Annotated in this window: 25 protein-coding genes and 1 pseudogene; 21 read left to right on the top strand and 5 right to left on the bottom strand. The window is 70.8% G+C overall.

All coding sequences use genetic code 11. The features are described from left to right. Positions 1-112 precede the first annotated feature (112 nt). Positions 113-361 (top strand): annotated as a pseudogene (locus FHS44_RS09705) (Tn3 family transposase); the annotation flags it as partial. A gap of 73 nt (positions 362-434) precedes the next feature. Here the strand turns inward: FHS44_RS09705 and FHS44_RS40105 are convergent. Further along, a complete protein-coding gene (locus FHS44_RS40105; RefSeq protein ID WP_221460903.1) occupies positions 435-719 on the bottom strand; it encodes a hypothetical protein in 285 nt (94 codons plus the stop codon). A gap of 21 nt (positions 720-740) precedes the next feature. Between FHS44_RS40105 and FHS44_RS09695 the strand changes: the two genes are divergently transcribed. Together FHS44_RS09695 and FHS44_RS09690 are read left to right on the top strand one after the other, a co-directional pair. Next, positions 741-1,208 (top strand): RNA polymerase sigma factor, encoded by a 468-nt coding sequence (locus tag FHS44_RS09695; protein WP_312863585.1) that lies wholly within the window; start codon positions 741-743, stop codon positions 1,206-1,208. After that, entirely contained in the window at positions 1,205-2,134 is a 930-nt protein-coding gene (locus FHS44_RS09690; RefSeq protein WP_184713640.1) for a CU044_5270 family protein, read from the top strand. The genes FHS44_RS09695 and FHS44_RS09690 overlap by 4 nt, the downstream gene beginning before the upstream one ends. A 94-nt stretch (positions 2,135-2,228) precedes the next feature. On the opposite strand, the gene FHS44_RS40100 is transcribed toward FHS44_RS09690, so the two are convergent. The 3 genes from FHS44_RS40100 to FHS44_RS09680 all read right to left on the bottom strand — a co-directional run bounded on the left by FHS44_RS40100 (position 2,229) and on the right by FHS44_RS09680 (position 3,212). Then, complete coding sequence (locus FHS44_RS40100) at positions 2,229-2,654, bottom strand: tyrosine-type recombinase/integrase (RefSeq protein ID WP_221460627.1); 426 nt, start codon at positions 2,652-2,654, stop codon at positions 2,229-2,231. A gap of 215 nt (positions 2,655-2,869) precedes the next feature. Then, the gene (locus FHS44_RS41685; RefSeq protein ID WP_281401356.1) at positions 2,870-2,995 is read right to left on the bottom strand and encodes a hypothetical protein; all 126 of its coding nucleotides are present in this window, start codon (positions 2,993-2,995) and stop codon (positions 2,870-2,872) included. A gap of 37 nt (positions 2,996-3,032) precedes the next feature. Further along, positions 3,033-3,212 (bottom strand): hypothetical protein, encoded by a 180-nt coding sequence (locus tag FHS44_RS09680; protein WP_184713639.1) that lies wholly within the window; start codon positions 3,210-3,212, stop codon positions 3,033-3,035. A 365-nt stretch (positions 3,213-3,577) separates the two neighbouring features. Here FHS44_RS09680 and FHS44_RS09675 point away from each other — a divergent pair, with 365 nt between their 5' ends. From FHS44_RS09675 to FHS44_RS09625, 11 genes are all read left to right on the top strand, one after another. Next, positions 3,578-4,387, top strand: coding sequence for a hypothetical protein (locus FHS44_RS09675; protein ID WP_184713638.1), 810 nt, complete (start codon positions 3,578-3,580; stop codon positions 4,385-4,387). Beyond that, complete coding sequence (locus FHS44_RS09670; protein WP_184713637.1) at positions 4,384-4,761, top strand: GntR family transcriptional regulator; 378 nt, start codon at positions 4,384-4,386, stop codon at positions 4,759-4,761. Before FHS44_RS09675 ends, FHS44_RS09670 begins: the two co-directional genes overlap by 4 nt. A gap of 245 nt (positions 4,762-5,006) precedes the next feature. Continuing rightward, positions 5,007-6,647 (top strand): alpha/beta hydrolase, encoded by a 1,641-nt coding sequence (locus tag FHS44_RS09665; protein WP_221460626.1) that lies wholly within the window; start codon positions 5,007-5,009, stop codon positions 6,645-6,647. Between the two features lie 11 nt (positions 6,648-6,658). Beyond that, on the top strand, positions 6,659-7,018 hold the full coding sequence (locus FHS44_RS09660; RefSeq protein ID WP_184713636.1) for a hypothetical protein: 360 nt from the start codon (positions 6,659-6,661) through the stop codon (positions 7,016-7,018). A gap of 126 nt (positions 7,019-7,144) precedes the next feature. Beyond that, complete coding sequence (locus FHS44_RS09655) at positions 7,145-8,578, top strand: amidase (RefSeq protein ID WP_184713635.1); 1,434 nt, start codon at positions 7,145-7,147, stop codon at positions 8,576-8,578. Between the two features lie 43 nt (positions 8,579-8,621). After that, positions 8,622-9,200, top strand: a complete 579-nt coding sequence (locus FHS44_RS09650; protein ID WP_184713634.1) for a TetR/AcrR family transcriptional regulator — start codon at positions 8,622-8,624, stop codon at positions 9,198-9,200. A 186-nt stretch (positions 9,201-9,386) separates the two neighbouring features. After that, positions 9,387-10,811 carry an MFS transporter gene (locus FHS44_RS09645; protein WP_184713633.1) on the top strand — a complete coding sequence of 475 codons (1,425 nt, stop codon included), beginning with the start codon at positions 9,387-9,389 and terminating at the stop codon, positions 10,809-10,811. 424 nt (positions 10,812-11,235) lie between these two features. Beyond that, complete coding sequence (locus FHS44_RS09640) at positions 11,236-12,003, top strand: ABC transporter ATP-binding protein (RefSeq protein WP_184713632.1); 768 nt, start codon at positions 11,236-11,238, stop codon at positions 12,001-12,003. Continuing rightward, positions 11,988-13,796: a hypothetical protein gene (locus FHS44_RS09635; RefSeq protein WP_184713631.1), complete on the top strand. Its 1,809-nt coding sequence runs from the start codon at positions 11,988-11,990 to the stop codon at positions 13,794-13,796. The genes FHS44_RS09640 and FHS44_RS09635 overlap by 16 nt, the downstream gene beginning before the upstream one ends. A gap of 20 nt (positions 13,797-13,816) precedes the next feature. Continuing rightward, complete coding sequence (locus tag FHS44_RS09630; protein ID WP_184713630.1) at positions 13,817-15,034, top strand: sensor histidine kinase; 1,218 nt, start codon at positions 13,817-13,819, stop codon at positions 15,032-15,034. Further along, complete coding sequence (locus FHS44_RS09625; protein ID WP_184713629.1) at positions 15,031-15,651, top strand: response regulator; 621 nt, start codon at positions 15,031-15,033, stop codon at positions 15,649-15,651. The genes FHS44_RS09630 and FHS44_RS09625 overlap by 4 nt, the downstream gene beginning before the upstream one ends. A 90-nt stretch (positions 15,652-15,741) precedes the next feature. Here FHS44_RS09625 and FHS44_RS09620 read toward each other — a convergent pair whose 3' ends face one another. Beyond that, positions 15,742-17,250, bottom strand: coding sequence for a DUF1349 domain-containing protein (locus FHS44_RS09620; protein WP_184713628.1), 1,509 nt, complete (start codon positions 17,248-17,250; stop codon positions 15,742-15,744). Between the two features lie 162 nt (positions 17,251-17,412). On the opposite strand from FHS44_RS09620, the gene FHS44_RS09615 reads away from it, so the two are divergent. The 7 genes from FHS44_RS09615 (at position 17,413) to FHS44_RS09585 (ending at position 24,208) form a co-directional block, all read left to right on the top strand. Next, complete coding sequence (locus FHS44_RS09615) at positions 17,413-18,075, top strand: response regulator transcription factor (protein WP_184713627.1); 663 nt, start codon at positions 17,413-17,415, stop codon at positions 18,073-18,075. Further along, positions 18,072-19,190 (top strand): sensor histidine kinase, encoded by a 1,119-nt coding sequence (locus tag FHS44_RS09610; protein WP_184713626.1) that lies wholly within the window; start codon positions 18,072-18,074, stop codon positions 19,188-19,190. The genes FHS44_RS09615 and FHS44_RS09610 overlap by 4 nt, the downstream gene beginning before the upstream one ends. 18 nt (positions 19,191-19,208) lie before the next feature. Next, positions 19,209-19,802 carry a TetR/AcrR family transcriptional regulator gene (locus FHS44_RS09605; RefSeq protein WP_184713625.1) on the top strand — a complete coding sequence of 198 codons (594 nt, stop codon included), beginning with the start codon at positions 19,209-19,211 and terminating at the stop codon, positions 19,800-19,802. A gap of 54 nt (positions 19,803-19,856) precedes the next feature. After that, positions 19,857-21,053 (top strand): MFS transporter, encoded by a 1,197-nt coding sequence (locus FHS44_RS09600; RefSeq protein ID WP_184713624.1) that lies wholly within the window; start codon positions 19,857-19,859, stop codon positions 21,051-21,053. 79 nt (positions 21,054-21,132) lie between these two features. Continuing rightward, complete coding sequence (locus FHS44_RS09595) at positions 21,133-21,678, top strand: PadR family transcriptional regulator (protein WP_184713623.1); 546 nt, start codon at positions 21,133-21,135, stop codon at positions 21,676-21,678. After that, on the top strand, positions 21,675-22,415 hold the full coding sequence (locus FHS44_RS09590) for an ABC transporter ATP-binding protein (RefSeq protein WP_184713622.1): 741 nt from the start codon (positions 21,675-21,677) through the stop codon (positions 22,413-22,415). The genes FHS44_RS09595 and FHS44_RS09590 overlap by 4 nt, the downstream gene beginning before the upstream one ends. Before the next feature lie 5 nt (positions 22,416-22,420). Beyond that, positions 22,421-24,208 (top strand): FtsX-like permease family protein, encoded by a 1,788-nt coding sequence (locus FHS44_RS09585; RefSeq protein ID WP_184713621.1) that lies wholly within the window; start codon positions 22,421-22,423, stop codon positions 24,206-24,208. The last annotated feature ends 108 nt before the right edge of the window (positions 24,209-24,316 follow it).

The following is a 24,316-nucleotide window of genomic DNA, read 5'->3' as shown; positions in this document are numbered from 1 at the left end:
CCACGCAGGCTTCTTCGACCGGTACCGGCTCGGCAGCGACAGCTCATGGACAGAGGAACGGCCTTTCTGCCCGCATCTGTGAGGGGAGCTTGCCGAGGGCTTCTTACTGTGTGGCGCGCTCGGCCCTGTCCTCAATGCTGTGGTGCTGTTCAACACCCGCTACATGGACGCCGCCCTGACCAAGCTACGCGTCCAGGGCTTCACCGTGCGCGATGAAGACGTTGCCCGCCTGTCGCCCCTCATCCACGCCCACGTGAACATGCTGGGCCGCTACTCTTTTGCCCTGCCCGACCTGCCCGGGGGTTTGCGACCACTGGGTGAGTCCGCCGATGCCCATCCTGACCGGGGCATCGGCGGTTGAGGTACCGGGGCTCCACCAGTAGGCCCCACCCCCAGTCAAAACGGCGTCTCGGCGGCAGCGACACACCTCCCGATCACCGGCCGGCGACGGTCGGCACCCAGTAGACGATCTCCCGCACGAAATCCTCCCGCGCCCGGCGGCGGATCTTGGCGCGGGCGCTCTTGGCCTTCACCCGAGCCTGCCGGGCGGTCGGCAGCCTCTCCGTGAACTCGTTTCCCGACTTGTGTGAAAGACGGGCGACACTACTTCCTTGAAAAGGCCCACCCCCATGCCGCTCAGTACGAGCCTGTCTGACGCCGATCTGATCGAACGGTCGTGGCGAGATCCCGAGGATTTCGCCCTGCTGTTCGACAGGCATGCAGGACACATCCACCGTTATGTGGCCCGCCGACTCGGCGACGACACGGCCGACGACGTCGTCTCCGAGACGTTCCTCGCCGCGTTCAGGCAGCGCCGCGACTACGACACCGCCCGTCCGGAGGCCCTGCCCTGGTTGTACGGCTTCGCGACCAACTTCATCCGCCGGCATCGGCGCGCCGAGACACACCGCTACAAGGCGTACTCGAAAGTGGGCGTGCTTCCCGACGCCGACGACGCCGCGCAACAGGCTCTTGAGCGGGCGAGCGCGCATGCCGTACGCCGCCCTCTCGCCCAGGCGCTCGCCTCACTGAAGGCACGCGACCGCGACGTTCTCCTGCTCGTGGCCTGGGCCGACCTCACCTATGAGGAGGTCGCAGGCGCCCTGTCCATCCCGATCGGCACAGTCCGTTCCCGCCTCAACCGCGCGCGGGCCATCGTCCGCGGCGCCCTTGGCAGCACCGACCCCACGATGGAGCAGACCTCATGAACGACCTGACCGATCTGACCGAACTGCGCGACCTGTTCGCCGGCAAGGCGCACCCCACGGCGGACCGCCTGGCGCCCGCCCGTGCCGCCCTCCTGGCCGAGGCCCGCACGGAGCGCCGACCCCGGGCCCGAAAGGTCGGCCTGCGGCGTGTGATGCTGGCGGGTGGCCTGGTCGCGGCGATGACCGCGGGAGCGATCGCCGTCCAGACGTTCAAGCCCGCCGCGCCCGCGAGTGCCGCCGAGGTGCTGAGACTGGCGGCCGAGGCCGCGATCGCCACCCCGTGGCCGGAACCCCGCGACGACCAGTACCTCCACTACGAGCAGATCGCGGAGTCACGCCCCGAGAAGGGGATTCCCGACCCCGGTACGCGCCGCATCACGGGCGAGTTCTGGGAGTCCGTCGACGGCTCCCGCCCAAGACTCAGCTGGGCCAAGCCGGAGAAGTCCAGCCCCCATCGCGGCCGCGGCGAGTACAAGCAACTCCAGACCCTGTGCCCCGGCCAAGGCGGCCCCGCCTACGCCGATCTGCGTGGGTGGCCGACCGATCAGGAGCAACTCCGGCACAAACTGGCCGAATACGGTAAGGAGACGTTCTTCAAGAAGGACATCTGGCGCGCCGGCACCAGCATCCTCAGCAGCCCGATGCCGCCCAAGCTGCAGGCGGCCATCTTCAAGATCGCCGCGACCCTGCCGGGCATCGAGGTGGAGGAGCTCAAGGACGCCACCGGCAAAACGGGCATCGCCGTGACCCGGGTGGACAACCGGAGCCGCGAATCCTTCATCTTCGACAAGACCTCCTACGTCTTCCTGGGCGGCCAGGAACTCGTGCCAGGACGAGGGCGTGAAGTCTGGTCCATCACCCGCCCGCAGATCACCGACGTACTTCCGGCCTGGTCCAAGTCCCTGAAGCTGATGAAATGCCCCTGAGCCCGCGCTCACCGGCCGGCAGGTCGATCATTATCCGAGGAGGATACGAGGGGGACGAACACTCTCTGGCCCCCATCGTTTTCTGCGCCGTTCCTCAGCGCCTGCGGGCGGCGGGATCACGTCCCGATTGCCAGCGTGCGAGTGCTTGGCCGGAAACTCGGGCGTAGCGGGCCAGTGAGGCGACCGAGGTGTGCCCGGAGTAGGCCAGCAGGGTGGAGGTGTTGGCGCCGTCCTCGGCCGCGTGGGTCAGCGCCGAGTGCCGGAGTTGGTGCAGTGTCCAGCCGCCGGTGGCGGCCTCGAACAGCTCGGCCGCCCGCCGGTAGGACAACCGCGCCTTCCCGCTGCCCGCGTCGACATCGGCCGGCGGCAGCTCCACCCGGGCCCGCCGGGCGGTGAGGAACACCGGCCCCGTCCGGCGCCCGTCCAGCAGACGGGGTAGCAGCCGGGCGGTGCCGGTGCGCCAGACGATGACGTCGACCGCCCCACCCTTACGCCGTACCCGGGCCCACCGGTTGCGCAAATCAGCTCATCGACATCCAGGCCCAGAACTTCCGAAGACCGCGCCGCTGACTCGTACAGCAGCCGCCACAACGTTCGCTCGCGGAGCGCGATTCCCTCCCGGCCGAGCAACTCGGCGACCTCGCCACGATCCAGGGAACGGGGACGGTCGGCCTCGACCGGCCGATGCTTGAACCGGCGCAACGGGTCCTCGGCGATCCAGTCCTGATCCCGCCATCAGCCGACGGCCGAGGACAGCGCGTTGAGCCGCGCGTTGACCGTGGCTGCCGAGGCCGAACCCCACCGCTCGATGAACCAGGCGGCGACTCGATCAGCCGCGGCTTCCCCCTCGAACACGGTCATGGGCTCGTAGGAACCGACAATCTCGCAGGAATACCGGTCAGACCCCGATGTCGCGCTGGAACTGGCCGACAGCCGTGATGACGTTGATCAGCAGGTCGGTGGTGGCGTCGTTGGCGGCGAGGTCGTGGAAGTTCGACAGCGGGCCTGACGGGACGCGCAGGACGCCGCGTGCTTGGCACGATGATCCATGCCACTGGGTCCCTGGTTGAGATGTCATGCCGGCGACGCCAGGAGTTCGAGCGCGCTCGAACGCAAGCGCGGCGTCCGCCGCTGCTCGTCGACGGTCTGCCTGCCGAGCCGTACGTCGTCCCTTGTTTCCGAACCCAAGGACCGGATGCGCCCACCACGGACCAAAGCCGCCCTCAGTTCGTCGCGAACCCTGGGATTTCCAGGCCCCCGCCTGGGTCCGTGCTATCAGTCCCAGACGGGGGGATCTGACGGCATGGGTGGAGCTGCCGCCGTCCACCGTTCCGATGTCGGCGGACGCCCGGCCAGCAGGGATCTCGCAATGATCGGGGCGTTGACTTTGTCGCAAGTTATGACGCACCATGTTGATACAAAGCTTGCGACAAAGGAGGTGCTATGACCAGTGAACCGTCACCGGACGCCGGCCCGACGGCGCGTGCGGCCGATCTGCGCGTAGCGGGCGAGTGGCTGGCCCTGCACGACCTGGCCGACGCCCGCCCGACCCCGCTGCTGGCCAGCCGGCTGACGGTCCGGGCATACGCCCGCCTCGCCGCTCAGGTCCTCCTGGCCGCGCTGATCATCGTGAGCAGCCTCGCCGCCGCTTTCGGCGGCCTCCCGCCGCATCACCCGCTGCCGCTGCTGGCCTTGGCCGCGCTGGTGGCCGGGCTGCTGCTGGCCCAGTGGCTGCTCGACCGGTGGGTGCGACGCGTCGACCAGCGGGCGGGCGCGACGCTGTCCCGCAGGGCCGCCCACCTGATCCAGCCCGGCTGGCGGGCCGTGCTCGGCAGGCCGTACGCCGCCTTCGCGGCCGCCACGTTCGCCGGAGCGATGGTACTGGCCGGCAGCGCCCTGGCCATTCCCGACCCCACCGTGCGGCAGCGGGCCGTCGTCCTGCTGATCGGCCTGCTCGGCGTGATGGCCATCACCGCCCTGCAACTGCGCCACCTGCTCAGGCACCCGGTCGTGGCGGAGGACGAGGAGTCGCTGACCGCCGACGTCATTATGCGCGTCGAGGACGCCCGCGAGCTCACCACGCCGAGCGTGCAGTGGTCGCTGCCCATGGTGGTGCTGTTCGGCGCCGTGCCCGGCTGGTTGAGCGCCGCCGCGGTCGCCTACCTGATCCTGGGCGTGGGCGCGTACGTCGCGCTCCGTGTCAAGACGCCGTCGTGCGCGACGGTGGCCCGGCGGGTCATGAGCCTGCGATGATCGTCATCGACGCGGCCTCGCCGGTACCGCCGTTCGAACAGCTGCGGGCCCAGCTCGCCCGGCAGATCCAGGAGCGCACGCTGGCCGTGGGCGCCCGGCTGCCGACCATCCGCCACCTCGCGGCCGACCTCGGCCTGGCCGTCAACACGGTCGGCCGGGCCTACCGGGAGCTGGAGGAGGCGGGGCTGATCGAGACGCGCGGGCGCGCGGGCTCGTTCGTGTCGGCCGCCGGTGAGGAGGGCCGGGAGCGGGCCCGCCGGGCCGCCGCCGACTACGCCGCCGTGATCGCCAGCGTCGGCATCGACGCGGGCGAGGCGATCCGCATCGTACAGGCGGCACTGACGTCCGGCGCGGCAGCACCGGCCTCGTCATGACCACGACCCGGCCGCGGGGTCACGTCGCCGGGCGCACGACGCCGGCGTAGCGGCCGATCAGGCCCGTCGGCCTGCATCGCCGGACGGAGGGCGTCACCGGCGGCGCCCGCCTGCCCGACTCCCCACCGTGAACCGCGGCCCCTGTTTCTCCGCGCGATCAAACGAAGAGGCTCGCGTACCCGGCGGCGCCCCTTTCATGACGATCGAGAAACATCTGTTCCTCTCGCAAAGGGGTATCAGTGCGATTGAGTCCGCGATCAATCCTGACATTGTTCATCGCCACGGCGACAGCGGCCACCGTGACGGCGGGCGCGCCCACGTCGGCCGGGGCCCGGATCGGCACCCCGGAGCCGGCGGTGGCCCAAGCCGGGCAGACGGCTCCGGTCTGGGGCGAATGCCCGCCGGTGGCGCCCGACGGTCCCCCGCGTGACCCGCGCCAGCGGTGCGCGACGTTGCGGGTACCGCTGGACTACCGCGCCCCGCGCGGGCGGAGCATCGAGATCGCGATCTCCCGGATCGGCACGGCGCGCCCCGGATCGCGCCGCGGGATCCTACTGTCCAACCCGGGCGGCCCGGGCGACAGCGGCCTGGACCTGCCCAGCCGGCTGGCCGTCGTTCTGTCGTCGGAGGTCCTGGACCGCTACGACCTGATCGGCTTCGATCCGCGAGGGGTCGGCCACAGCACCCCGGTCACCTGCGGCCTCGATCCCATGAGGTTGTTCACACTGCGGCTGCCCTACCCGGCGCCGGACGGCGGCATCGAACGTAACATCGCCTTCGCGCGGGACACCGCGGCCGCCTGCGCCGAGCACTCCGGCGATCTGCTTCCGTTCGTCACCACGGCCAACACGGCCCGGGACATGGACCGCATCCGGGCCGCGCTCGGCGAGCCGAAACTGTCCTACTTCGGCCTCTCCTACGGCACCTACCTGGGAGCCGTCTACCTGTCGCTGTTCCCGGGACGCGGTGACCGGATCGTGCTGGACAGCGCCGTCGACCCGGGCCTGGTGTGGCGGGACATGTTGCGGGGCTGGAACCAGGCGGTCGCGACGCGCCTGCCCGACCTGCTCACCTTCGCAGCCGAGCGGGACGCCGTCTACCACCTCGGCGTGACACCGGAGGAGGTGCGGCGCACCTACGACCGGCTGATCGCGGCCCTCGACCGGCAGCCCCTGCCGATCCCGGGTGGCTCCGGGTTCGACGGCAACGCCCTGCGCGAGAGCACCCGAGTGGGGCTTTACTTCGACGGCTTCTTCCCGCTCATGGCCGAGCTCTGGCAGGAGATCGCGGCCGCCGTCTCAGGACCCACCGCGAACACCGCGGACCCCGCCGTCCTGGCTCGGCTGAATCGGCTGATCTCCGCCACTGGGGCCGCCGGTGGCGGGACGGCGCAGACGCCGGCGGACAACCGCGTCGCCGCGCTCTACGCGGTGCTCTGCGATGACGCGGCCTGGCCGCGCGGCGTGGCGTTGTACGCCCGGCAGGTCGCGGCCGACCGGCGGGCGTGGCCGGCGACGGCGGGCATGCCCTCGAACCTCTGGCCGTGTGCGGCCTGGCCCAGCCGGCCCGTGGAGCCGCCGGTGACGGTCACCGGTCATGGGCCGCGCAACGTGCTGATCCTGCAGAACACCCGCGATCCCTCCACGTCCCTGGCGAGCGCGCTCGGCCTGCGCGCCGCGCTCGGGCGGCAGGCCGTCATGATCACGGTCGACCAGGGCGGTCACGGCGCCGTCGGGCTGGGCAGCTGCGCCGACGAGGTGATGAACTCCTTCCTCGCCACCGGGGCACTGCCCGGGCGGGACCGCTTCTGCCCGGCTCCGTCACCGGCCGACGCCGCCGCCCGCTCCACGCCCTTGCCGTACATACCTTCCGCGGGGCCGCTGTAGGGCCGTCGCCTGTGGACCGCCGTGCGCCGATCGGTTTCCGATTCGGTGAGAACCGGTGCACACGCACTTTCCGCCTCATCTCCTTGATCTCGGCCCCGGGCGGCGAAGGCCCGCTCGGAGCCGGTGACGACGATGCAGCCGACGCCGGGGTCGCGGTCGAGCGGCTGCGGGACTGCCTGCGCCGCCACGAGGTGTTCGTGCCCGGCCTCCCCAAATGGGGCGACCCCACCAACGACCTCCTCACGAGCGAGGCATGGGACAAGGCCCACCCCATGGTCTGCCGCGACCCCGACCTGTCCGCACCTGCTTCTCCGGCCGTAAACGGTTCCGCCACCCTCAAACGGGTGACGGCAGCCGGCAGCGGATCATGACCTTCCGCGCCATCCCCGGCAGCCCTCCGACGCTCCCGGCCGGAGACGCTGCCTTGATTCCGGCCTTTCCCTGTCCAGCGCTACCGGCGCTCGACACCATACATACTAGTATGTATGGTGTCTCTCATGACCTTTACCTGCGCCGCACACGAGACCCGTGTGCACTATGCAAGCCTGCTGGAAGTCGCCGCGAAGCTACGCGCACGCGAACTCACGCCAGTGGAGTTGACCGAGACACTGCTGGCACGGATCGACCAGGTCGATCCGGTGCTGCGCAGCTACGCCACGGTGACGGCGGACGTCGCCCTTGCTCAGGCCAGGAACGCCGAGGCCGAGCTGGCAGCAGGCCGGTACCGAGGCCCTCTGCACGGCGTGCCGATCGCTGTGAAAGACCTCTGCTTCACCGCCGGCATCGTCACCGCGGCCGGCACCACGATCCGCTCCCGCCACGTGCCCACCTACGATGCGACAGTGGTCCAGCGTCTTTCGCAGGCCGGGGCCGTTCTGATCGGTAAGCTGCAGCTCACCGAAAGCGCATTCGCCGAGCACCACCCGTCCGTCACACCACCCCGCAACCCGTGGAACCCGGAGTACTGGTCCGGCGCCTCCTCAAGCGGTTCCGGCGTCGCGGTGGCGGCCGGCCTCGCCTTCGGTTCCCTGGGCACCGACACCGGCGGGTCGATCCGGTACCCCTCCGCGGCCAACGGCATCACCGGCATCAAACCCACATGGGGACGGGTAAGCAGGCACGGCGTCTTCGCGCTCGCCGCGAGCCTCGACCACGTCGGCCCGATGGCACGCTCGGCGCAGGACGCGGCAGCGATCCTGGGAGCGATCGCCGGAGCGGACCCGCATGACCCGACCGCGGCCGCCATACCGGTGCCCGACTACCTGGCCGGCCTCGGCGCCCCGATCGGGCCGGTACGCATCGGAGTGGACCGCGCCTACAACGAGACCCGTGTCGACCAGGCGACCATCGGCATGCTCGATGACGTCATCGCCGTACTGCGCCGCCTCGGCGCGACGATCGTCGAGGTCACCCTTCCTGATACCAGCACCATCAATGCCATGTGGTCCCGGTACGCCGGTGTGGAGGCCGCGATCGCCCACCAGGCGACCTATCCCTCGCGCGCCTCGGAATACGGCCCGGCCGACACACCCGGCTCGATCGCCGGGCTCATCACGCACGGTCACACCGTCTCCGCGGTCGAGCTGATGCACGCGCACCATCAGCGGCTCGCGTTCACCGGCGGACTGGCGCGTACTCTGTGCGACGTGGATGTCCTGCTGGCTCCGGTGCAGCCGACCACGAGCCTCACGCTTGCGCAGAAGGAGGCGGTGTATTCCGACCCCGAAGCCCTGACGGACTTCCTTCGCTTCGTCACTCCGTTCAACATGGCCGGCGCCCCGACCATCACCCTGCCGGGCGGTTTCGGCGAGGATGACATGCCGCTGGGGTTCCAGTTCGTCGGCCGGCCGTTCGAGGAACAACTACTGATTCAGCTCGGCCACGCCTACCAGCGTGAGACGGACTGGCACCTGCGGCATCCGGCCCTGTAATACGGGCCGCGACAGGCACCGCACCGCATTGCTGGGAGGCACCATGAAACCGAACGCTCGGGAGCGCTTGATCGAGGGCACGCGGCAACTGCTGTGGGAGCGTGGATACGTCGGCACCAGTCCGACCGCGATCCTGGCGCGCTCCGGCGTCGGCCAGGGCAGCATGTACCACCACTTCGATGGCAAGCCGGATCTGGTGTTGGCGGCCGAGAAGCGCAGTGCGGAACTGATGCAACAACAGATCGCCGAAGCGTTCGCCGCGGAAGGGACTGCGCTCGAACGCATCACGGGATATCTAGGGCGCGAACGCGATGTGTTGCGCGGGTGCAGCGTGGGACGGCTCACCGCCGATCCGGAGGTCATGGCCGACGACACCTTGCGCGCACCGATCCGGGAGGCTTTCGAGGTGCAGCACGAACACCTCCGGCGCACGATCGCCGAAGGTGTGGCGGCCGGTGAATTCGCCGGCGACCTGGACATCGACGAGACCGCTTCCACCATCGCCGCCGTCATCCAGGGCGGCTACGCCCTGGCCCGCGCGGCACAGGCTGTAGAGCCCTTCGACCGCGCGATCAGAGGGGTGCTCTCACTTCTGCGGGCGAGCGCTCCGCGCGCGAACTGAACCCAAGCACCACCACCTATCGACCAGGACCTTCTCCTCCCATGCCCGCCGTAGGCACTCGGGGCCTCAGTCGCTACTCGCTCGGCCATAGCCCCGGCGGGTAGCGACACCACAGGCACCGGGAACCTGCCACAGCCGTCGTCTCCCGACGAAGGCGTGTTCTCCCATACCTCCATCGGAGTGACCGTGTCACCTGACGCTGCCCAAAATCGGCCACCACCACCTGCTTCTGCCACCAGCCGGACGCTGGGCCTCACCGGCCTGTGTCTCGGCACCGCTCTGATCATCATGGAAGCGAACGTCATCAACGTCGCGATCCCCGTGATACGTGCCGACCTGCACGCAAGCCTGGCCGGCGGACTGTGGGTCATCGACGCCTACACGCTCATGTTCGCCGCCCTGCTGCTGTCCGCAGGCCGGCTCGGAGATCGGATCGGTGCCCGACGCGGCTACCTGACCGGACTGGGGTTGTTCGCCGTTGCCTCGATCGCCTGCACTGTCGCCCCCACCACGGGCCTGCTCGTTCTTGGCCGCGCCTGCCAAGGTCTGGGAGCAGCGCTCCTCGCCCCGGCACCGCTGACCCTGATCACCCGCATCTTCACCGTGCCGGCCGAACGCACCAGAGCGGTCTCGGTCTGGGTGAGCGTAGGCGGTATCGGCTTCGTGATCGGCCCGTTCATCGGTGGACTGCTGGTCGATACTCTCGGCTGGCGGAGCATCTTCCTGCTCAACGTCCCGGTCGCCGCCGCCACCGGCTGGCTTGTCGCCCGACATGTGGCGGAGGTTCCGCTGCAACGCGTGCCGTTCGACATCCGCGGGCAGGCCCTCGCGATCGCCGGTCTCGCCGCCATGGTGTGGGCGCTGGTCGAGTCGAGTGTCGCAGGCTGGCTCAACCCCGCCGTGCTCACGGCTCTCGCGGGCGGCACCGCGGCCCTCGTCGTGTTCGTCACAGCGCAGTATTCCTGGGCGCGAGATGGACGACAGGTCCTCCTGCCCCCCGCCATCATCGCCGCGCGTCCCGTGCTCGCCGGCCTGCTCGGCGGTGCGACGTACAACTTCACGCTCTACGGGATGCTGATCGTCTACACGTTCAACTTCCAGCAGCTACGTGGCTACTCGGCCTTGCAGACCGGGTTGGCCTTCCTCCCCTTGACCGTGGCCGCCACCCTCGCCTCGACCTTTCTCGGTGCCCGTTTCATCACCGCGTTCGGCCCGCGTACCGGCTTGGCCACCGGAATGACCCTCTCGGCCATCGGACTCGCGCCTCTCACCGTCGCCTTCGCACCGTATCCACTCATCGCAGCCGGCTTCTGCGTCTTCTCCATCGGTATGGGGCTCTCCGCACCCTCCCAGACGCTCGCCGTCATGACGTTCGCCCCCGACCGGCACCAGAACATGGGATCGAGTGCCCTGAACACGGCCCGGCAGACAGGCGGCGTAATCGGGGTCGCACTACTCGGAGCGGTCGTCGCGACAGACCCCGACAGGGGCACCCTCGCAGCCATCGCCATCGCCATCGGCATGTGCCTGATCGCAGCCGCGACCGCCCTACGTCTCATTCCACGCGAAATCATCCACACCAACATCATCCACACCGACACGAGCCGGTGATCTGAGCCCGAACGGCTCCACGATGGCAAGGCGTGTACGTGATAAAGGTCCGTTATCACGTACATGAGCGATCATGGTGGCGCGGCGACCAGGAGAACCGTCCGCCGGGGCGGTGCGCGACTCCGGCACGTTGTCCGGTACATCGCAGCCGGGGTCGCACGGCGGCCGACATGAGCGCCGCGCCGAAGATCACCGCCCTGCTCGGTGGCCAAGAGCACCGCCCACCTGCTGTCCCGGCTCCTGCGCCTGTCCGAACGGCGGCCAGGCCGTACGCCTGCATGTGCTCACCGCCCGGGGCACAAGCCCACGGCACCGCGCCGGCGGTTGCCCGCCCGCGTCAACCGATCGGTTGATGCCCGAATCCACCGTCCCGTTCCCCGCCCGGACGATCCGCCACCTCCCGCTCCCGAGGGAGGCTCGGGGCATGTCGAAAAACCGGGAGCCCGCCCTCCGCGTCATCGGACTCCGCAAAGCCTTCGGCGACCACGTGGCCGTCGACGACATCCACCTCACGGTCCCCGCCGGCTCCTTCTACGGCCTGGTCGGCCCCAACGGCGCAGGCAAGACCACCACCCTGGCCATGGCCGTGGGTCTGCTCCGCCCCGACGCCGGCAGCGCCGAGATCTTCGGCGTCGACGTCTGGCGCGACCCCGTCCAGGCCAAGGCGCTGATCGGCGTCCTGCCCGACGGCAACGCCATGCCGGAACGGCTCACCGGCCGCGAGGTCCTCACCTACCTCGGCCAGTTGCGCGGCCTGCCGCCCGCCGTCGTCGCCGAGCGCACCGACGAACTCCTCCGGGTCCTCGAACTCGACTCCGCCGAGCGGACCCTGGTCATCGAGTACTCCACCGGCATGCGCAAGAAGATCGGCCTGGCCGTCGCTCTCCTGCACGCGCCCCGCCTGCTCGTCCTGGACGAGCCCTTCGAGGCCGTCGACCCCGTCTCCTCGGCCATGATCAGGACCATCCTGCGCGGGTTCGTGGACAGCGGCGGCTCCGTGATCGTCTCCAGCCATGTCATGGCCCTCGTCGAGCGGCTCTGCGACCACGTGGGCGTCATCTCCGACGGCCGCGTCGTGGCCGCCGGGCCGCTGGCCGACGTGCGCGGCTCCGGAACCCTGGAGGACGCCTTTGTCGACCTCGTCGGCGCCCGCACCGGTGGGATGGAGGGGCTGGCATGGCTCACCTCCTGACCCCCGGCCAGGCCGTACTGGCACGGAACATGATCCGCATGCGCCTCGCGGTCATGCGCAACTCCCTGCGCGGTGACAACGCCTCCAACCTCTACACCGGCGTCTCGCTCGGACTGGTCCTGGCCCTCGCGACGATCGCCGTCGCCGTCCTGTGGCCCGTCCACCTGCCGGTCACGCTGGCGGTCTGGCTGTCCGGCTGGATCTTCGGCCCCATCTTCGTCGGAGGCGGCAGCGAGGCCCTGCGCCCCGAGTACTTCTCCATGCTCCCGGCCACGCCAGGCCGGATCGCGGCGGCGCTGCTCGCCGGAGCCTTCGCCGGTCCCGCACCGGCGGTCAACCTCGTCGCCCTGCTGTCGCTGCCGGTGTACGGCTGGCGCTTCGGCCCGGCAGGTGTGCTCGTCGGCCTGGCGGCGGCGGTCCTCACGCTCGTCACAATGGTGATGATCTCCCGGGTGGTCGTGGCCCTGATCGGGCTGTTCGTCAGGTCCCGCGCCACCGCGGCGGCGGTCGGCGTGGTGACCGGAACCGTCATCGCCCTGTGCGGCAACGGCTGGGCCCCGGTGGCGGCGCTGGGCGGTGCCTCGTGGTCGCCGCTGTTCGTCCGCGTCCTGCCGTCGGGATGGGGCGTGGCCGCCATCGAAGCCCCCTGGTTCCTCGCCCTGGCCATCCTCGCGGCCAACGCCGCCGTGATCGCCCTCCTCCTGGCCGCGTGGTCCGGTCTGCTCGCGCGCCGTGTCGTCTCGGCCGCGCGGGGCGGAGTGCCGCCCCGCCGGGGTACCCCGCGCCCGCTTCCCGCAGCGGGTGGAGCCCGGATCGCGGCCGCGAAGGAACTGCGCGTCTGGGGGCGTGACCTGGTCCGCGTCCAGCTCCTGGCCACCGCCCTGTCCTTCGCCGTCGTCATGCCCCTCCTGCTCGTGACCATCGGCGCTTGGATCATGGTTCCGTTCACGGGCCTCATCGCGATCGTGATGGGAGCCGCCACCTCGGCCAACCTGTACGGCTCCGACGGCACCGCCCTGTGGCTCACCCTCATGACCCCCGGCGCCGAACGCGCCGACGTCCGCGGCCGTCAGCTCGCCTGGCTGGTCGTCGTCGGCCCCGCCGCGCTCGCCCTCTCTCTGGCGGGTACCCTCGCCAGCGGCCTGACCTGGGCCTGGCCGTGGGTTCTCGGCCTGCTGCCCGCCCTGCTCGGCGGCGGCGCCGGGGTCGTCGTCCTGCTCGCCGTCACCTCTCTCGTCCCCGGCACCGACCCGCACAGGCGGGGCGGCAACCCGCTCAGCACCGGCGCCGACGAGACCGCCGAAACCAGCCTCGCCTGGCTGGTGCTCCTCGCGGTCCCCGCCACCGCCCTGCCCGCGGCAGGCGCCATCCTCCTCAACCCCTGGGCAGGCGTCGTCACCGGCGTGCTGACCGGTGTCCTCAGCGCCTGGGGCCTGGGCAGGATCGCCTACCGCAGGCTGGAGAGCCACGGGGTCGAACTGCTCAACCTCATGAAGTACGGCCCGGCCCCCGAACCCGGCGAGCCCACCACCGCCGATCTCCCCACCCACCACCGCATCGGCGTCACGATCAGCTACCTCATCGCCTGGCTCCCCCTGTTCCCGCAGGGCCTGGCCCCCCTGGTCATGAAGGTCCTGGGCGTCGAGGAGCGCGTCTGGTTCCTGGCCCTCTACCTCCCGCCGGTCTGGCAGTGGCCGACCATCATCTTCATGATCGCGATCGGGCTGCTGATGTACGGCTACGCCATCCTGACTCCGATGCGCCTAAGCTCGTCCTCGTCGGCTACCAGGTGAAATGAAGGGGAAAGTCCACGATGAACGACCCCTTTCCCCCTTCCGTCTGGGAACGGCGTTTCGAGCGCGTCGTCGAGATCGTCCCCTTCCTCACCCTCGCCACCTCCCTGGTCATCAGCCTGACCTCCCCCGAGCAACCCCCGGGCGGGATCCCCCGCACTCTCGCGCTCACCGCCCTGGCCCTGACCTGGATCCTCGGCGCCCGCATCCTCCTGCCCACCGCCGTGCGCGGGCGACGGGCGGCGGTCACCGCGCACTTCCTCGGCGTCCTGGCCACCGCGGCGCTACTGGCCTTCCACGACCCCATCTTCGTCATCTACTGCATCTCCGGCTTCTTCCTGGCCACCCACTTCGCCCCCTCCAGGTGGACCTTCGCCGCCGTCGCCGCCACCTCCTTCGTCCTGTACGGCTCGACACTCGACTGGTCGCGGGCCACCCTCCAGCTCATCGCCTTCCACCTGGCGATCATCGCCGTGCAGACCGTCGCCATCGGCGGCGGCTCCATCGCCGGAATCAAGATCGAGGACCGCCAGCGCAGATACCAGAAGGCGGTCAGCGACCTGCAGACCGCCCTGGAGGAGAACGCCGACCTGCACGCCCAGCTCCTCACCCAGGCCCACGAGGCGGGCATCCTCGACGAACGCCAGCGCATGGCCCGCGAGATCCACGACACCCTCGCCCAGGGCCTGACCGGCATCATCACCCAGCTACGCGCCGCCCAGCGCGTCGAGGACGTTGAGGACTCCGACACCCACGTCGCGCTCGCCCTCGACCTGGCCCGCGACAGCCTCACCGAGGCCCGCCGTTCCGTCGCCGCCCTCCAGCCCCACCAGCTCGACGACGCCCACCTGCCCGAGGCGATGACCACCCTGGCGCGCGGCTGGGCCCGCTCCACCGGCGTCGACCTGCACGTCGAGGTCACCGGCGACCGCGTCCCGCTCAGCCCCGCCATCGAGGTCACCCTCTTCCGCGTCGCCCAGGAGGCCCTCACCAACGTCGCCAAGCACGCGGGCGCCACCCGCGCCGGTCTGACCCTCTCCTACACCGGCCCCGTCGTCCTGCTCGACATCCGCGACGACGGCACCGGCATCCTCGACCCCGGCGGCAGAGGGTTCGGCCTCAGCAGCATGAGACAACGCCTACGTGGCGTCGGCGGCTCCCTTGAGATCGAGAGCACGCCCGGCGAGGGCACCGCCGTCAGCGCCACCGTCCCCGCGCTCCAAGGAAACCCCCGGTGATCCGCCTCCTCATCGTCGATGACCACCCCATCGTCCGTGACGGCCTGCGTGCCGCCTTCGAGGCCGAACCCGACATCCACGTCGTCGGCGAAGCCGCGAACGGTCGCGAAGGCATCGAGCGCGCCGCCGTACTCGAGGTCGACATCGTCCTCATGGACCTGCGCATGCCAGAAATGGACGGCGTCACCGCCATCAGAGCCCTGCGCCACTCCCACCCCGGCATCAAGACCCTCGTCCTGACCACCTTCGACGGCGACTCCGACGTGCTGCCCGCCATCGAGGCCGGTGCGACCGGCTACCTCCTCAAGGACGCCCCCACCGACGAACTCCTGCGCGCCGTACGCGCCGCGGCCGCCGGTGAGCCGGTCCTGTCCCCCTCCGTCGCCGGCCGCCTGATGGGCCAGGTCCGCCGACCGGTCAGGGCCGCTCTCACCGACCGCGAACTCCAGGTCCTCGCCCTCGTCGCCGACGGCGCCTCCAACCGCCAGGCAGCCGCCAAGCTCTTCATCAGCGAGGCCAGCATCAAGACACACCTGCTGCACATCTACGACAAACTCGGCGTCCGCGACCGCGCCGCCGCCGTCGGCGAGGGTTACCGACGAGGCCTGCTCAGCTAACCGGCCAACGGCCCCGCTCCAGCCCGGGGCAGACCAGGAAAGCCGGTCAGTGGGTACGGCGGAGCGGCGACCTTCGGCGCCGAGCAGAACCTAACGTGGCGCTCCCCTGCGATACATGGCAGTCGCCGCCCCGAGGGCGAGGGCGGCATACCCACAGGTCACCGCCAGACCCGCCCACGGCGGGAGCGGGTAGTAGCCCCCCAGCAGTGACGGCCCCACGTCCACGTGCGCGAACGTGGGGACGCTCTGCGTGATCGCGAACCCGGCGGCGGGAGTGATCATCAGCAGCCACGGCGCCAGCCCCGCGGTCGCCAGCAGGTAGGGCACGACGACCAGCGCGACGGCCAGCCCGACGGCGACGACGGCCCGCCTGACCAGCGCTGCCAGGCCCAGAGCCAGTACGGCGGCGGCCGAGGTCAGCGCCGCGTAGCCGACGATCACCCGCAGTTCGGTGCCCGGGGTGATCGGCTGGATCGGGTTCTGGTTGGCACGCAACATCGCCAGCCCGGCGGGGACCACGACCCCCGAGGTCACCAGCCCCGCCACGAACGCGACCGCGCCGACCACCGCGGCCTTGGCCGCCAGCACCCGCGCCGGACGCGGCTCGGCCGACGGGCCGACCAGCCCGCGCCGGTGTCCCGTCGTGAGGAACGTGACCGCCGCCACGAGCATCGGGATCAGCCCCACGGCCCCGCCGATCAGCATGAGGTCGGCGCGCAGGCCGCCCTCCACCGTGGCGGGCCCGATGTCACCGCTCCCGGTCACGATGAGCTTGTCGCCGGACTCGACGACGCCGCCCGGGTGATGGGGGGTTCTGCCGTCGGACTCCATGACGGCGCCGACGTCGTCGCGGCGCCACGGGCCGTTCGCGCCCTGCGGCTCGATCTGGTCGAAGGTGGCGGTGGCCTGGGCGAAGGCCTGCGCCATGTCCCACAGGGCGCCCGGCGAGGTGGCGAACATCCCGATCTCCACCGTCTCCGGCAGCCCGGCCAGCCTGGCCGTACCGACCACGGTCCACTTTTTGCCGTCGTCCGACTCGTAGCCGGTGACGGTGTCGCCCGACCTGGTCAGCCGGAGCCACTGCGGGCCGTTGTGAGGACCGCCGGGCACGTCGTGGACGTAGTTGTACTGCATCCGCACGCCGTGATCTCCGGTGAGCATGACGGCGGCATACGGTGTGCCCTGTTCGAGGCTCTGCCTGACCAGGAGACCGGCCTTCGCCCACGGCACCACTCCCTCCTTGATGTTGCGCACCCCGGGTACGGCGTCCGGCAGCCGGATCTGCCCGGTCATGTCCGACACCCGGGCGGTGATGCCGCCGTTCCCCTTGAGCGTCTGGTGCACGAAGTAGTACTTGTCCGATACCGCTGTGCCGTCGGGTCCCACCAGGGGCGCGGGGCAGGGGCCCTCGCCCTTCCCGGTCACGCAGGCGCTGTGGACGCCCCCGGCGATCAGCAGCCCGAGCGACACGGTGACCAGCACGGAGGCCGCCACGGCGAGCACCCAGCCCCGCGCGGAGCGGAACGTGGTCCACTCCGCGCGCAGCGTCCGGGAGAAGCCGTCCCGCGGGCCGGATCGGTGAGGCGTGAATGAACTCATGCCGACGGTTGTACGCGGCACCAGGTTCCAGCCGGGTCGCGGCGGCTGCGACCCGGCTGCGACTCTGCTGCGACCGGGGGTCTGGCATCGTTGACCCATGGCTTCTCGACCCGGCGGCCGGTTCGACCGCCCCGCCCGCACGACGAGCGGTGGTGAGGGGCGGTGAGGGTCCTCGTCGTCGAGGACTTCGAGGTCCTCGCCCGCTCCATCGGAACCGGGCTGCGCCGCGAGGGTATGGCCGTCGACGTCGTCCTGGATGGAACCGCCGCCCTCGATCGTCTGGCCGTCACCCGCTACGACGTGGTGATCCTCGACCGTGACCTGCCCGGGGTGCACGGGGACGAGATCTGCCGACGGCTCGCCCACGGCCGCTGTGCGACCCGCGTCCTGATGCTCACCGCCTCCGGCACGATCGAGGACCGTGTCGACGGGCTGAGCCTCGGCGCCGACGACTACCTGCCCAAGCCGTTCGCGTTCGCCGAACTGGTCGCCCGCGTCCGTGCCCTGGCCCGCCGCGCCACCCCGCCGCTGCCACCGACCCTGACATGTGGGGACATCACCCTCGATCCGGCCCGCCGTACCGCGTTCCGGGCCGGACGGCGCCTTGAGCTGAGTCCCAGGGAGTTCGCCCTGCTCGAATGCCTGCTCGCCGTACCCGGCCTGGTCATCTCCGCCGAGGAACTGCTCGAACGCGTCTGGGACGAGGCGGCCGACCCCTTCAGCAGCGCCGTCAAGCACACCATGCACCGGCTGCGGGCCAAGCTCGGGGACCCGCCCGTGATCGAGACCGTCCGCGAAGGCGGCTACCGCATCGGACCGTCATGACCCGTCGGCGGCTCACCGGGAGGTCCCTGCAGACGCGGCTCGCGCTCGCCTACGCGGCGGGCATCTACGCCGCCGGGGTCCTCGTGCTCCTGTTCGTCGCCGTCCCGCTCGCCGGTATCAACGCGGCCACCCCCGTGGGTCGCCCCTCGTCGGGCGCGACCGCCGAGACCGGGTCCGGGATCAGCCTGCCCCAGCTCCTCACGGGATCCGCCGTCGCCCTGATCCTGCTGGTTCCCGTCGCCCTGGCCCTCGGCTGGTTCGTCTCCGGCAGGTTCCTACGCCCGCTGCGCGACATCACCGCCACCGCCAGGATCATCTCCGCGGGAAACCTCCACCGGCGCCTTGACCTCGGCGAGCCCATGGACGAGTTGACCGAACTCGGCCACACCCTCGACGACCTGTTCGCCCGCCTTCAAGGCTCCTTCGACGCCCAACGCCACTTCGTCGCCAACGCCTCCCACGAGCTGCGCACCCCTCTCGCCGGTCTGCGCACTCTCCTTGAGGTCGCCCTCGCCGATCCCGACGCCGACGTCGACACCCTGCGCGCGGCCTGCCAGGAGGCCCTCGCCCTCGGTGAACACCAGGAGCGGCTCGTCCAGGCGCTGCTCGCCCTGGCCACCGGCGAGCGCGGTGTCACCCGCTGGGACACCCTCGACCTCGCCCAGATCGCCGAAGGCGTGCTCGCCTCCCGCCGCCGCCAAGCCGCGGAGAAAGGCATCGATCTCGCCGAACACCTGACGCCCGCGGTGACGGCCGGGGACCCGAGGCTGATCGAAAGCCTCGTCGCCAACCTCGTCGACAATGCCATCCGCCACAACCACCCGGGCGGGCACGTGGAGATCACCACCCAGGACTCCGGCGTCACGGTCACCAACGGCGGGCCGGTGATTCCCGGCGACCAGATCCAGCGTCTCTTCCAGCCCTTCCAGAGACTGGCGCCAGACCGTCACGGCCATGGCGGCTACGGCCTCGGCCTCGCCATCGTCGACGCCGTCACCCAAGCTCACCGCGCCACCCTCACCGCCATCGCACGCCCCGAAGGCGGCCTGTCCGTCACCGTGCGGTTCGCCCCCGGATCCCATCCGAGCCAGTCCGTATTGCACCGGATGGTGTAAAACGGGTAGCGTGCTCGTATGGCGAGGCCGAGATCGTTCGACGAGGACCGGGTCCTGGACACCGCGATGCGCACCTTCTGGGCGAACGGGTATGAGTCAACCTCGACCAGAGACCTGTGCGAGGCGCTCGGCCTGGACCGCAGCAGCGTGTACAACGCCTTCACCAACAAGCGCGAGCTGTTCAAGCGCGCGCTGACCCGCTACATGGACACCACAACCGCCGACCAGCTCCGCATCCTCGACGATCACGATCTGCCCGCGATCGAGCGGATCCGCGCGCTGTTCGCCAAGATCCTCCGGTCGGAGGCGGTGAACAGGCGCGACGGTCACGGTCTCGGCTGCCTGACCGTCAACACCACGATGGAGCTCGCCGGCCGCGATCCGGAGATCGCCCTGATGCTCGCCCGCGACACCGAGCGCCGGGTCGTCAGCCTGAGCGTCACCATCAGGGATGGGCAGCGCGATGGCGACATCGGCTCCACCCGCGACCCCGCCGAACTCGCCAGGTTCGTCAACGCCGTGATCGCCGGGATACGGGTGGCCGCCCAGGGCGGTGCCGACGACGCCACCATCGCGGCCATCGCGGCCACCGCCATGGACGCCCTGACCTGACCCCTGCTTTTTCATGCCCAAATTCTGCACCGATTGATGTAAAAAGGAACTCCCTTGCCCAGAGCCGTCTACGTCCTGGCCATTGGCATCTTCGCCATGGTCACCAGCGAGTTCGCGGTCGGTGGTCTCATGCCCGAGATGGCGGGCGGACTCGGCGTGACCATCTCCCAGATCGGCTATCTGATCACCGCCTTCGCCGTGGCCATGTCGGCGGGCGGGCCGCTGATGACCATCGCCCTGATGCGGATACGCCCCAAACCCGCGCTCATGCTGCTGTTCGCGATCTTCCTGGTGGGCAACGTGCTCGCGGCGGTCGCGCCCTCCTACTCGATCATGGTGGTGGCGCGCGTCATCACCGGGGTCGCCTCCCAGGCGTTCTTCGGAGTCGCCATCTCGGTGGCGGTCCAGCTGAGCCGCCCGGAGATACGCGGCCGCGCCCTCGCCGTCGTCCTGAACGGACTGATGCTCGGCACCCTGCTCGGACTGCCGCTGTCCACGCTGATCGGTGGGCAGTTCGGCTGGCGCGCCGCCTTCTGGGCCGTCGGCGCCCTGACCGTCATCGCCGCGCTCGCCACGATGGCGGGCGTTCCCCGGCTCGGGCGCGCGGACGGCGGCGACGACTTCCGGCGGGAGATGACGGTCTTCAGGAACGGCAGGCTGTGGCTGGCGTTGCTGACCAGCACCCTCATCATCGGCGCCACCTTCGCCGCCTTCAGCTACCTCAGCCCAATCCTCACCCGGGTCACCGGATTCTCCTCGGGGGCCGTTCCCCTCCTACTCGTCGCGTACGGCGCGGCCACCGTGATCGGGAACCACGTCGTCGGACGCCTGGCCGACAGACACACCATCGGCGTCCTGCTGGCCGGGCTGATCCTCAACACCGTCTTCCTGGCCGGTTTCGCGCTGTTCGCCCACCTCGGCGTTCCCGCGGTGATCGCCATGCTGGGCGTCGGGCTGGTCGGAGTGACCATGAACCCGGCGATGGCCGTACGCGTCCAGCGCGCCGGCAACCCGGGGCCGCTGGTCAACACCGTCCACGCCTCCTTCATCACCCTCGGGGTGATCATCGGCTCCTCGGTCGGCGGACTGGCCATCGACGCCTTCGGTCTACGGGCTCCCCTCTGGCTGGGCGCCGGGCTGGCCGTACTCGGCGTCGCGTCCCTCCTGCCCGAGCTCAGCCGTACCGGAAGAGAGCAGTCGCCGACGGCGAGCCCCGCCGAGGAGCGCGTCGAAGCCACCTCCACCTGCTGACGCGCCGTACGGGCCGGTGTAGCGTTTTGACACTTCTCACGGCTAACCGCTATCTATTGGCTAACCGTTAGGGGGTGACGTGCAGGACGCGGTGCTGGCGATGCTCGCCAAGGAACCATCACACGGGTACCACCTGCGTGCCCGGCTGCGGCAGAGCCTCGGCCCGCTGGGTGAGTCGATGAATCCCGGTCAGATCTATGTGACCCTGACCCGGTTGGAGAAAGCGGGTCTCGTCGTCTGCGAGCGGGCGGACGGACTTCCCGAACGGCCGGAGCGCAAGGTCTACGCGCTGACACCGGCCGGGCAGCAGCGGGTGGCCGCCTGGCTGGCCGAGGTGGGCTGGCCCAAACCCGACCTGGCGGAGTTCCACCTCAAGCTCGCCGCCGCCGCGGCGGCCCGGCTGGCCGACCCGGTCGAGCTGGTGGCGGCGCAGCGCCGTGAGTTGCTGCGCCGCCTGCGTGAGGTGCAACAGGCGATGCTGGCCGAGCCGGAGGGGTCGGGCGCCGGGCCGCTGCTGGAAGGGGTCGTGCTGCGGCTGCGGGCGGACCTGCGCTGGCTGGACGCCTGTGAGCGGGCCTGGTCCAGGGCCGACGACGAGAAGGCCGACGAAGTCGAGGGTGGATGAACGTGTCAGGTGCGGTGGTCCGGGCCCGAGGTCTGGTGAAGACGCACGGTCAGGGGCAGAGCCGGGTCCGCGCGGTGGACGAGGTCGGCCTGGAAGTGCCGCAGGGGCAGACGCTGGCGGTGATGGGGCCCAGCGGCTGCGGGAAATCCACCCTGCTGCATCTGCTGGGTGGCCTGGAGCGGCCTACCGGCGGAGAGGTGTGGATGGCCGGGCGGCGCATCGACACGCTGAGCGAGCGAGCTCTGGCGCGCATGCGGCGCAGGTCGGTGGGGTTCGTCTTCCAGGCCTTCCACCTGGTGGAGGAGCTGTCGGCGGCCGAGAATGTGGAGCTGCCCGCGCTGCTGGCCGGGTGCTCGCGCCGCCAGGCCAGGAGGCGCGCGAGCCTGCTGCTGGAACAGGTCGGGCTCTCAGGGCGCGCCCGGCATCTGCCGTCGCAACTGTCGGGCGGGCAGCGTCAGCGGGTCGCCGTCGCACGCGCGCTGGCCAACGACCCGCTGGTCGTCCTGGCCGACGAGCCGACCGGCAACCTCGACACCGCCGCGACCCTCGACGTGCTGAGAATCTTCGAGGACCTGCGTTCCGCGGGACAGACCCTCGTGATCGTCACGCATGACGAGCGGGTCGCGGCCACGGCGGATCGGCTGGTCTCGATGCGCGACGGAATGTTCGTCGACGACACCTGGCTGACCGGCTCCCCCACCCGCGGGCTCGGTGGGCTGATCGGGCTGGAGGAGTGAACGTCATGGGCTCCCTCGTGCTCGTCGTGCGCCTGGTGCTGGCCGACGTGCGGCGGCACAGGATCCAGGCCGCGATGCTCCTGCTCGCGGTCACCGTGGCCACGGCCACGATGGCGCTGGGCCTGTCCCTGCGCGGCGCGAGCGACGCGCTGTACGAGCAGACCCGCGCGGCCACCGCCGGGCCGGACGTGGTGGCGCTCTCCGGCGAGACGGGCCCCGACGTGACCGCGGCCCTGGCGTCGCTGGCGGACGATCCCGAAGTGGTCGCCCACCACGGCCCCTACCGCGTCGTATACGCCGACCTCACCACGCGCGGCTCCGCGTCGTCCCCCGTGGTGGTGCAGGGCTTCGCCGAGACGCCCGGCGCGGTCAACCGGCCGCTGGTGACCTCGGGGCGGTGGGTGCGCCCAGGCGGCACGGTCCTCGAACGCGGCTTCGCCACCGCACTGAACGTCGGCGTCGGCGACCACGTCACCATCGCCGGCCGGTCATATCCCGTCGTCGGGATCGCCGTGACCGCGGCCACCCCCATCTACCCCTGGGCGGCGCAGATCGGCCCGTACGGTGGCCCCAGCGACTACAGCGGCCTGGCGTGGATGACCCCGTCAGACGCCCGGGCCCTGGCGTCGTCCCACAACCTCCCGGTGACCCTGGCACTGGATCTCAAGCTTCACGACCCCGCCAGGATCGAGACCTTCCCAACCACCCACCGCATCGCCGCCCTCAGGGTGAACTTCCACACCTGGCGGTTCACGGCCAGGCAGGACATGGTCATCCTCAGGAACAGCCAGCCGATCCTGGTCGTCGGCAGCTGGCTGCTCAGCTTCCTGGCCATCACCGGGGTGGCGGCGCTGGCCGCGGGACGCGCCGTCGAGCAGACACGCCGGGCCGGGCTGCTCAAGGCCGTCGGCGCCACCCCGGGTCTGATCGTCACCGTCCTGCTCACCGAATACCTGGCGCTGGCGCTGGCCGGTGACGCGCTGGGACTGGTGATCGCCCGCCTGGCCGTACCCGCCGTGGCCAGCCCGACCGCCAGCCGGATCGGTGCCACCGGACTGGGCGGCGCCACCGTTGTCGCGGCGACCGTCCTCGCCGTGGCGGTGGCGGTGCTGTCCACCCTGAGCCCCACGCTGCGGGCCATGCGTACGGCGACCGTCACGGCGCTGACCGCCACCGCGCGTCAGCCCCGGCACCGCCCCTGGCTCACCGCGCTGTCCGCGCCGCTGCCCACGCCGCTCCTGCTCGGGCTGCGGCTGACCGCCCGCAGGCCGGGCCGTGCCGTACTGCAGGCGTGCTCGACCGCCACCACGGTGATCGCGATCGTCGCCCTGCTCACTCTCCACGCCCAGCCGGAGAGGGGCTATGGCCTGGACGGCTCCTCCGTCCTGCCCAACCTGCGGGGCGTTCACGACCGTCGGCTGATGGTGGCGGTCACCGTCCTGCTGATCGCGGTCGCCGTCGTGAACACCCTCACGTTCACCTGGACCACCGCCATGGAGGCCCGGGCGAACATGGCCATCGCGCGCACCCTCGGCGCCACCCCGGGACAGATCACCATGGGGTTGTCCGCCGCCCAGCTCCTGCCCGCGCTGCCCGGCGCCGTCATCGGCGTCCCGCTGGGCGTCGGCCTGCTCTCGCTCTTCGCCGCCAGGAACTCGGTGGGACCTCCCTCCCTCTGGCTGCTCGGCGTCCTCCTCGCGACTCTCCTGGTGACGGCGGCGCTCACCGCCCTGCCCGCCCGCCTGGCGGCTCGCCGTCCCGTGGCACGGACCCTCAGCGCGGAAACGGCCTGACCGCCTCGATCCGCTCCGTGCGGTGCCGGATGTTGCTTGACGGCTCCCTCTCAAGAGGGAGGTGGGAGTTCGCTCGCGTCGGCGATGTCCGCGCGGTCGTGAAAAAGC

Source organism: Streptosporangium saharense (genome assembly GCF_014203715.1).
Classification (GTDB): Bacteria; Actinomycetota; Actinomycetes; order Streptosporangiales; family Streptosporangiaceae; genus Streptosporangium; species Streptosporangium saharense.
This window is presented reverse-complemented; position numbering and strand designations above follow the sequence as displayed.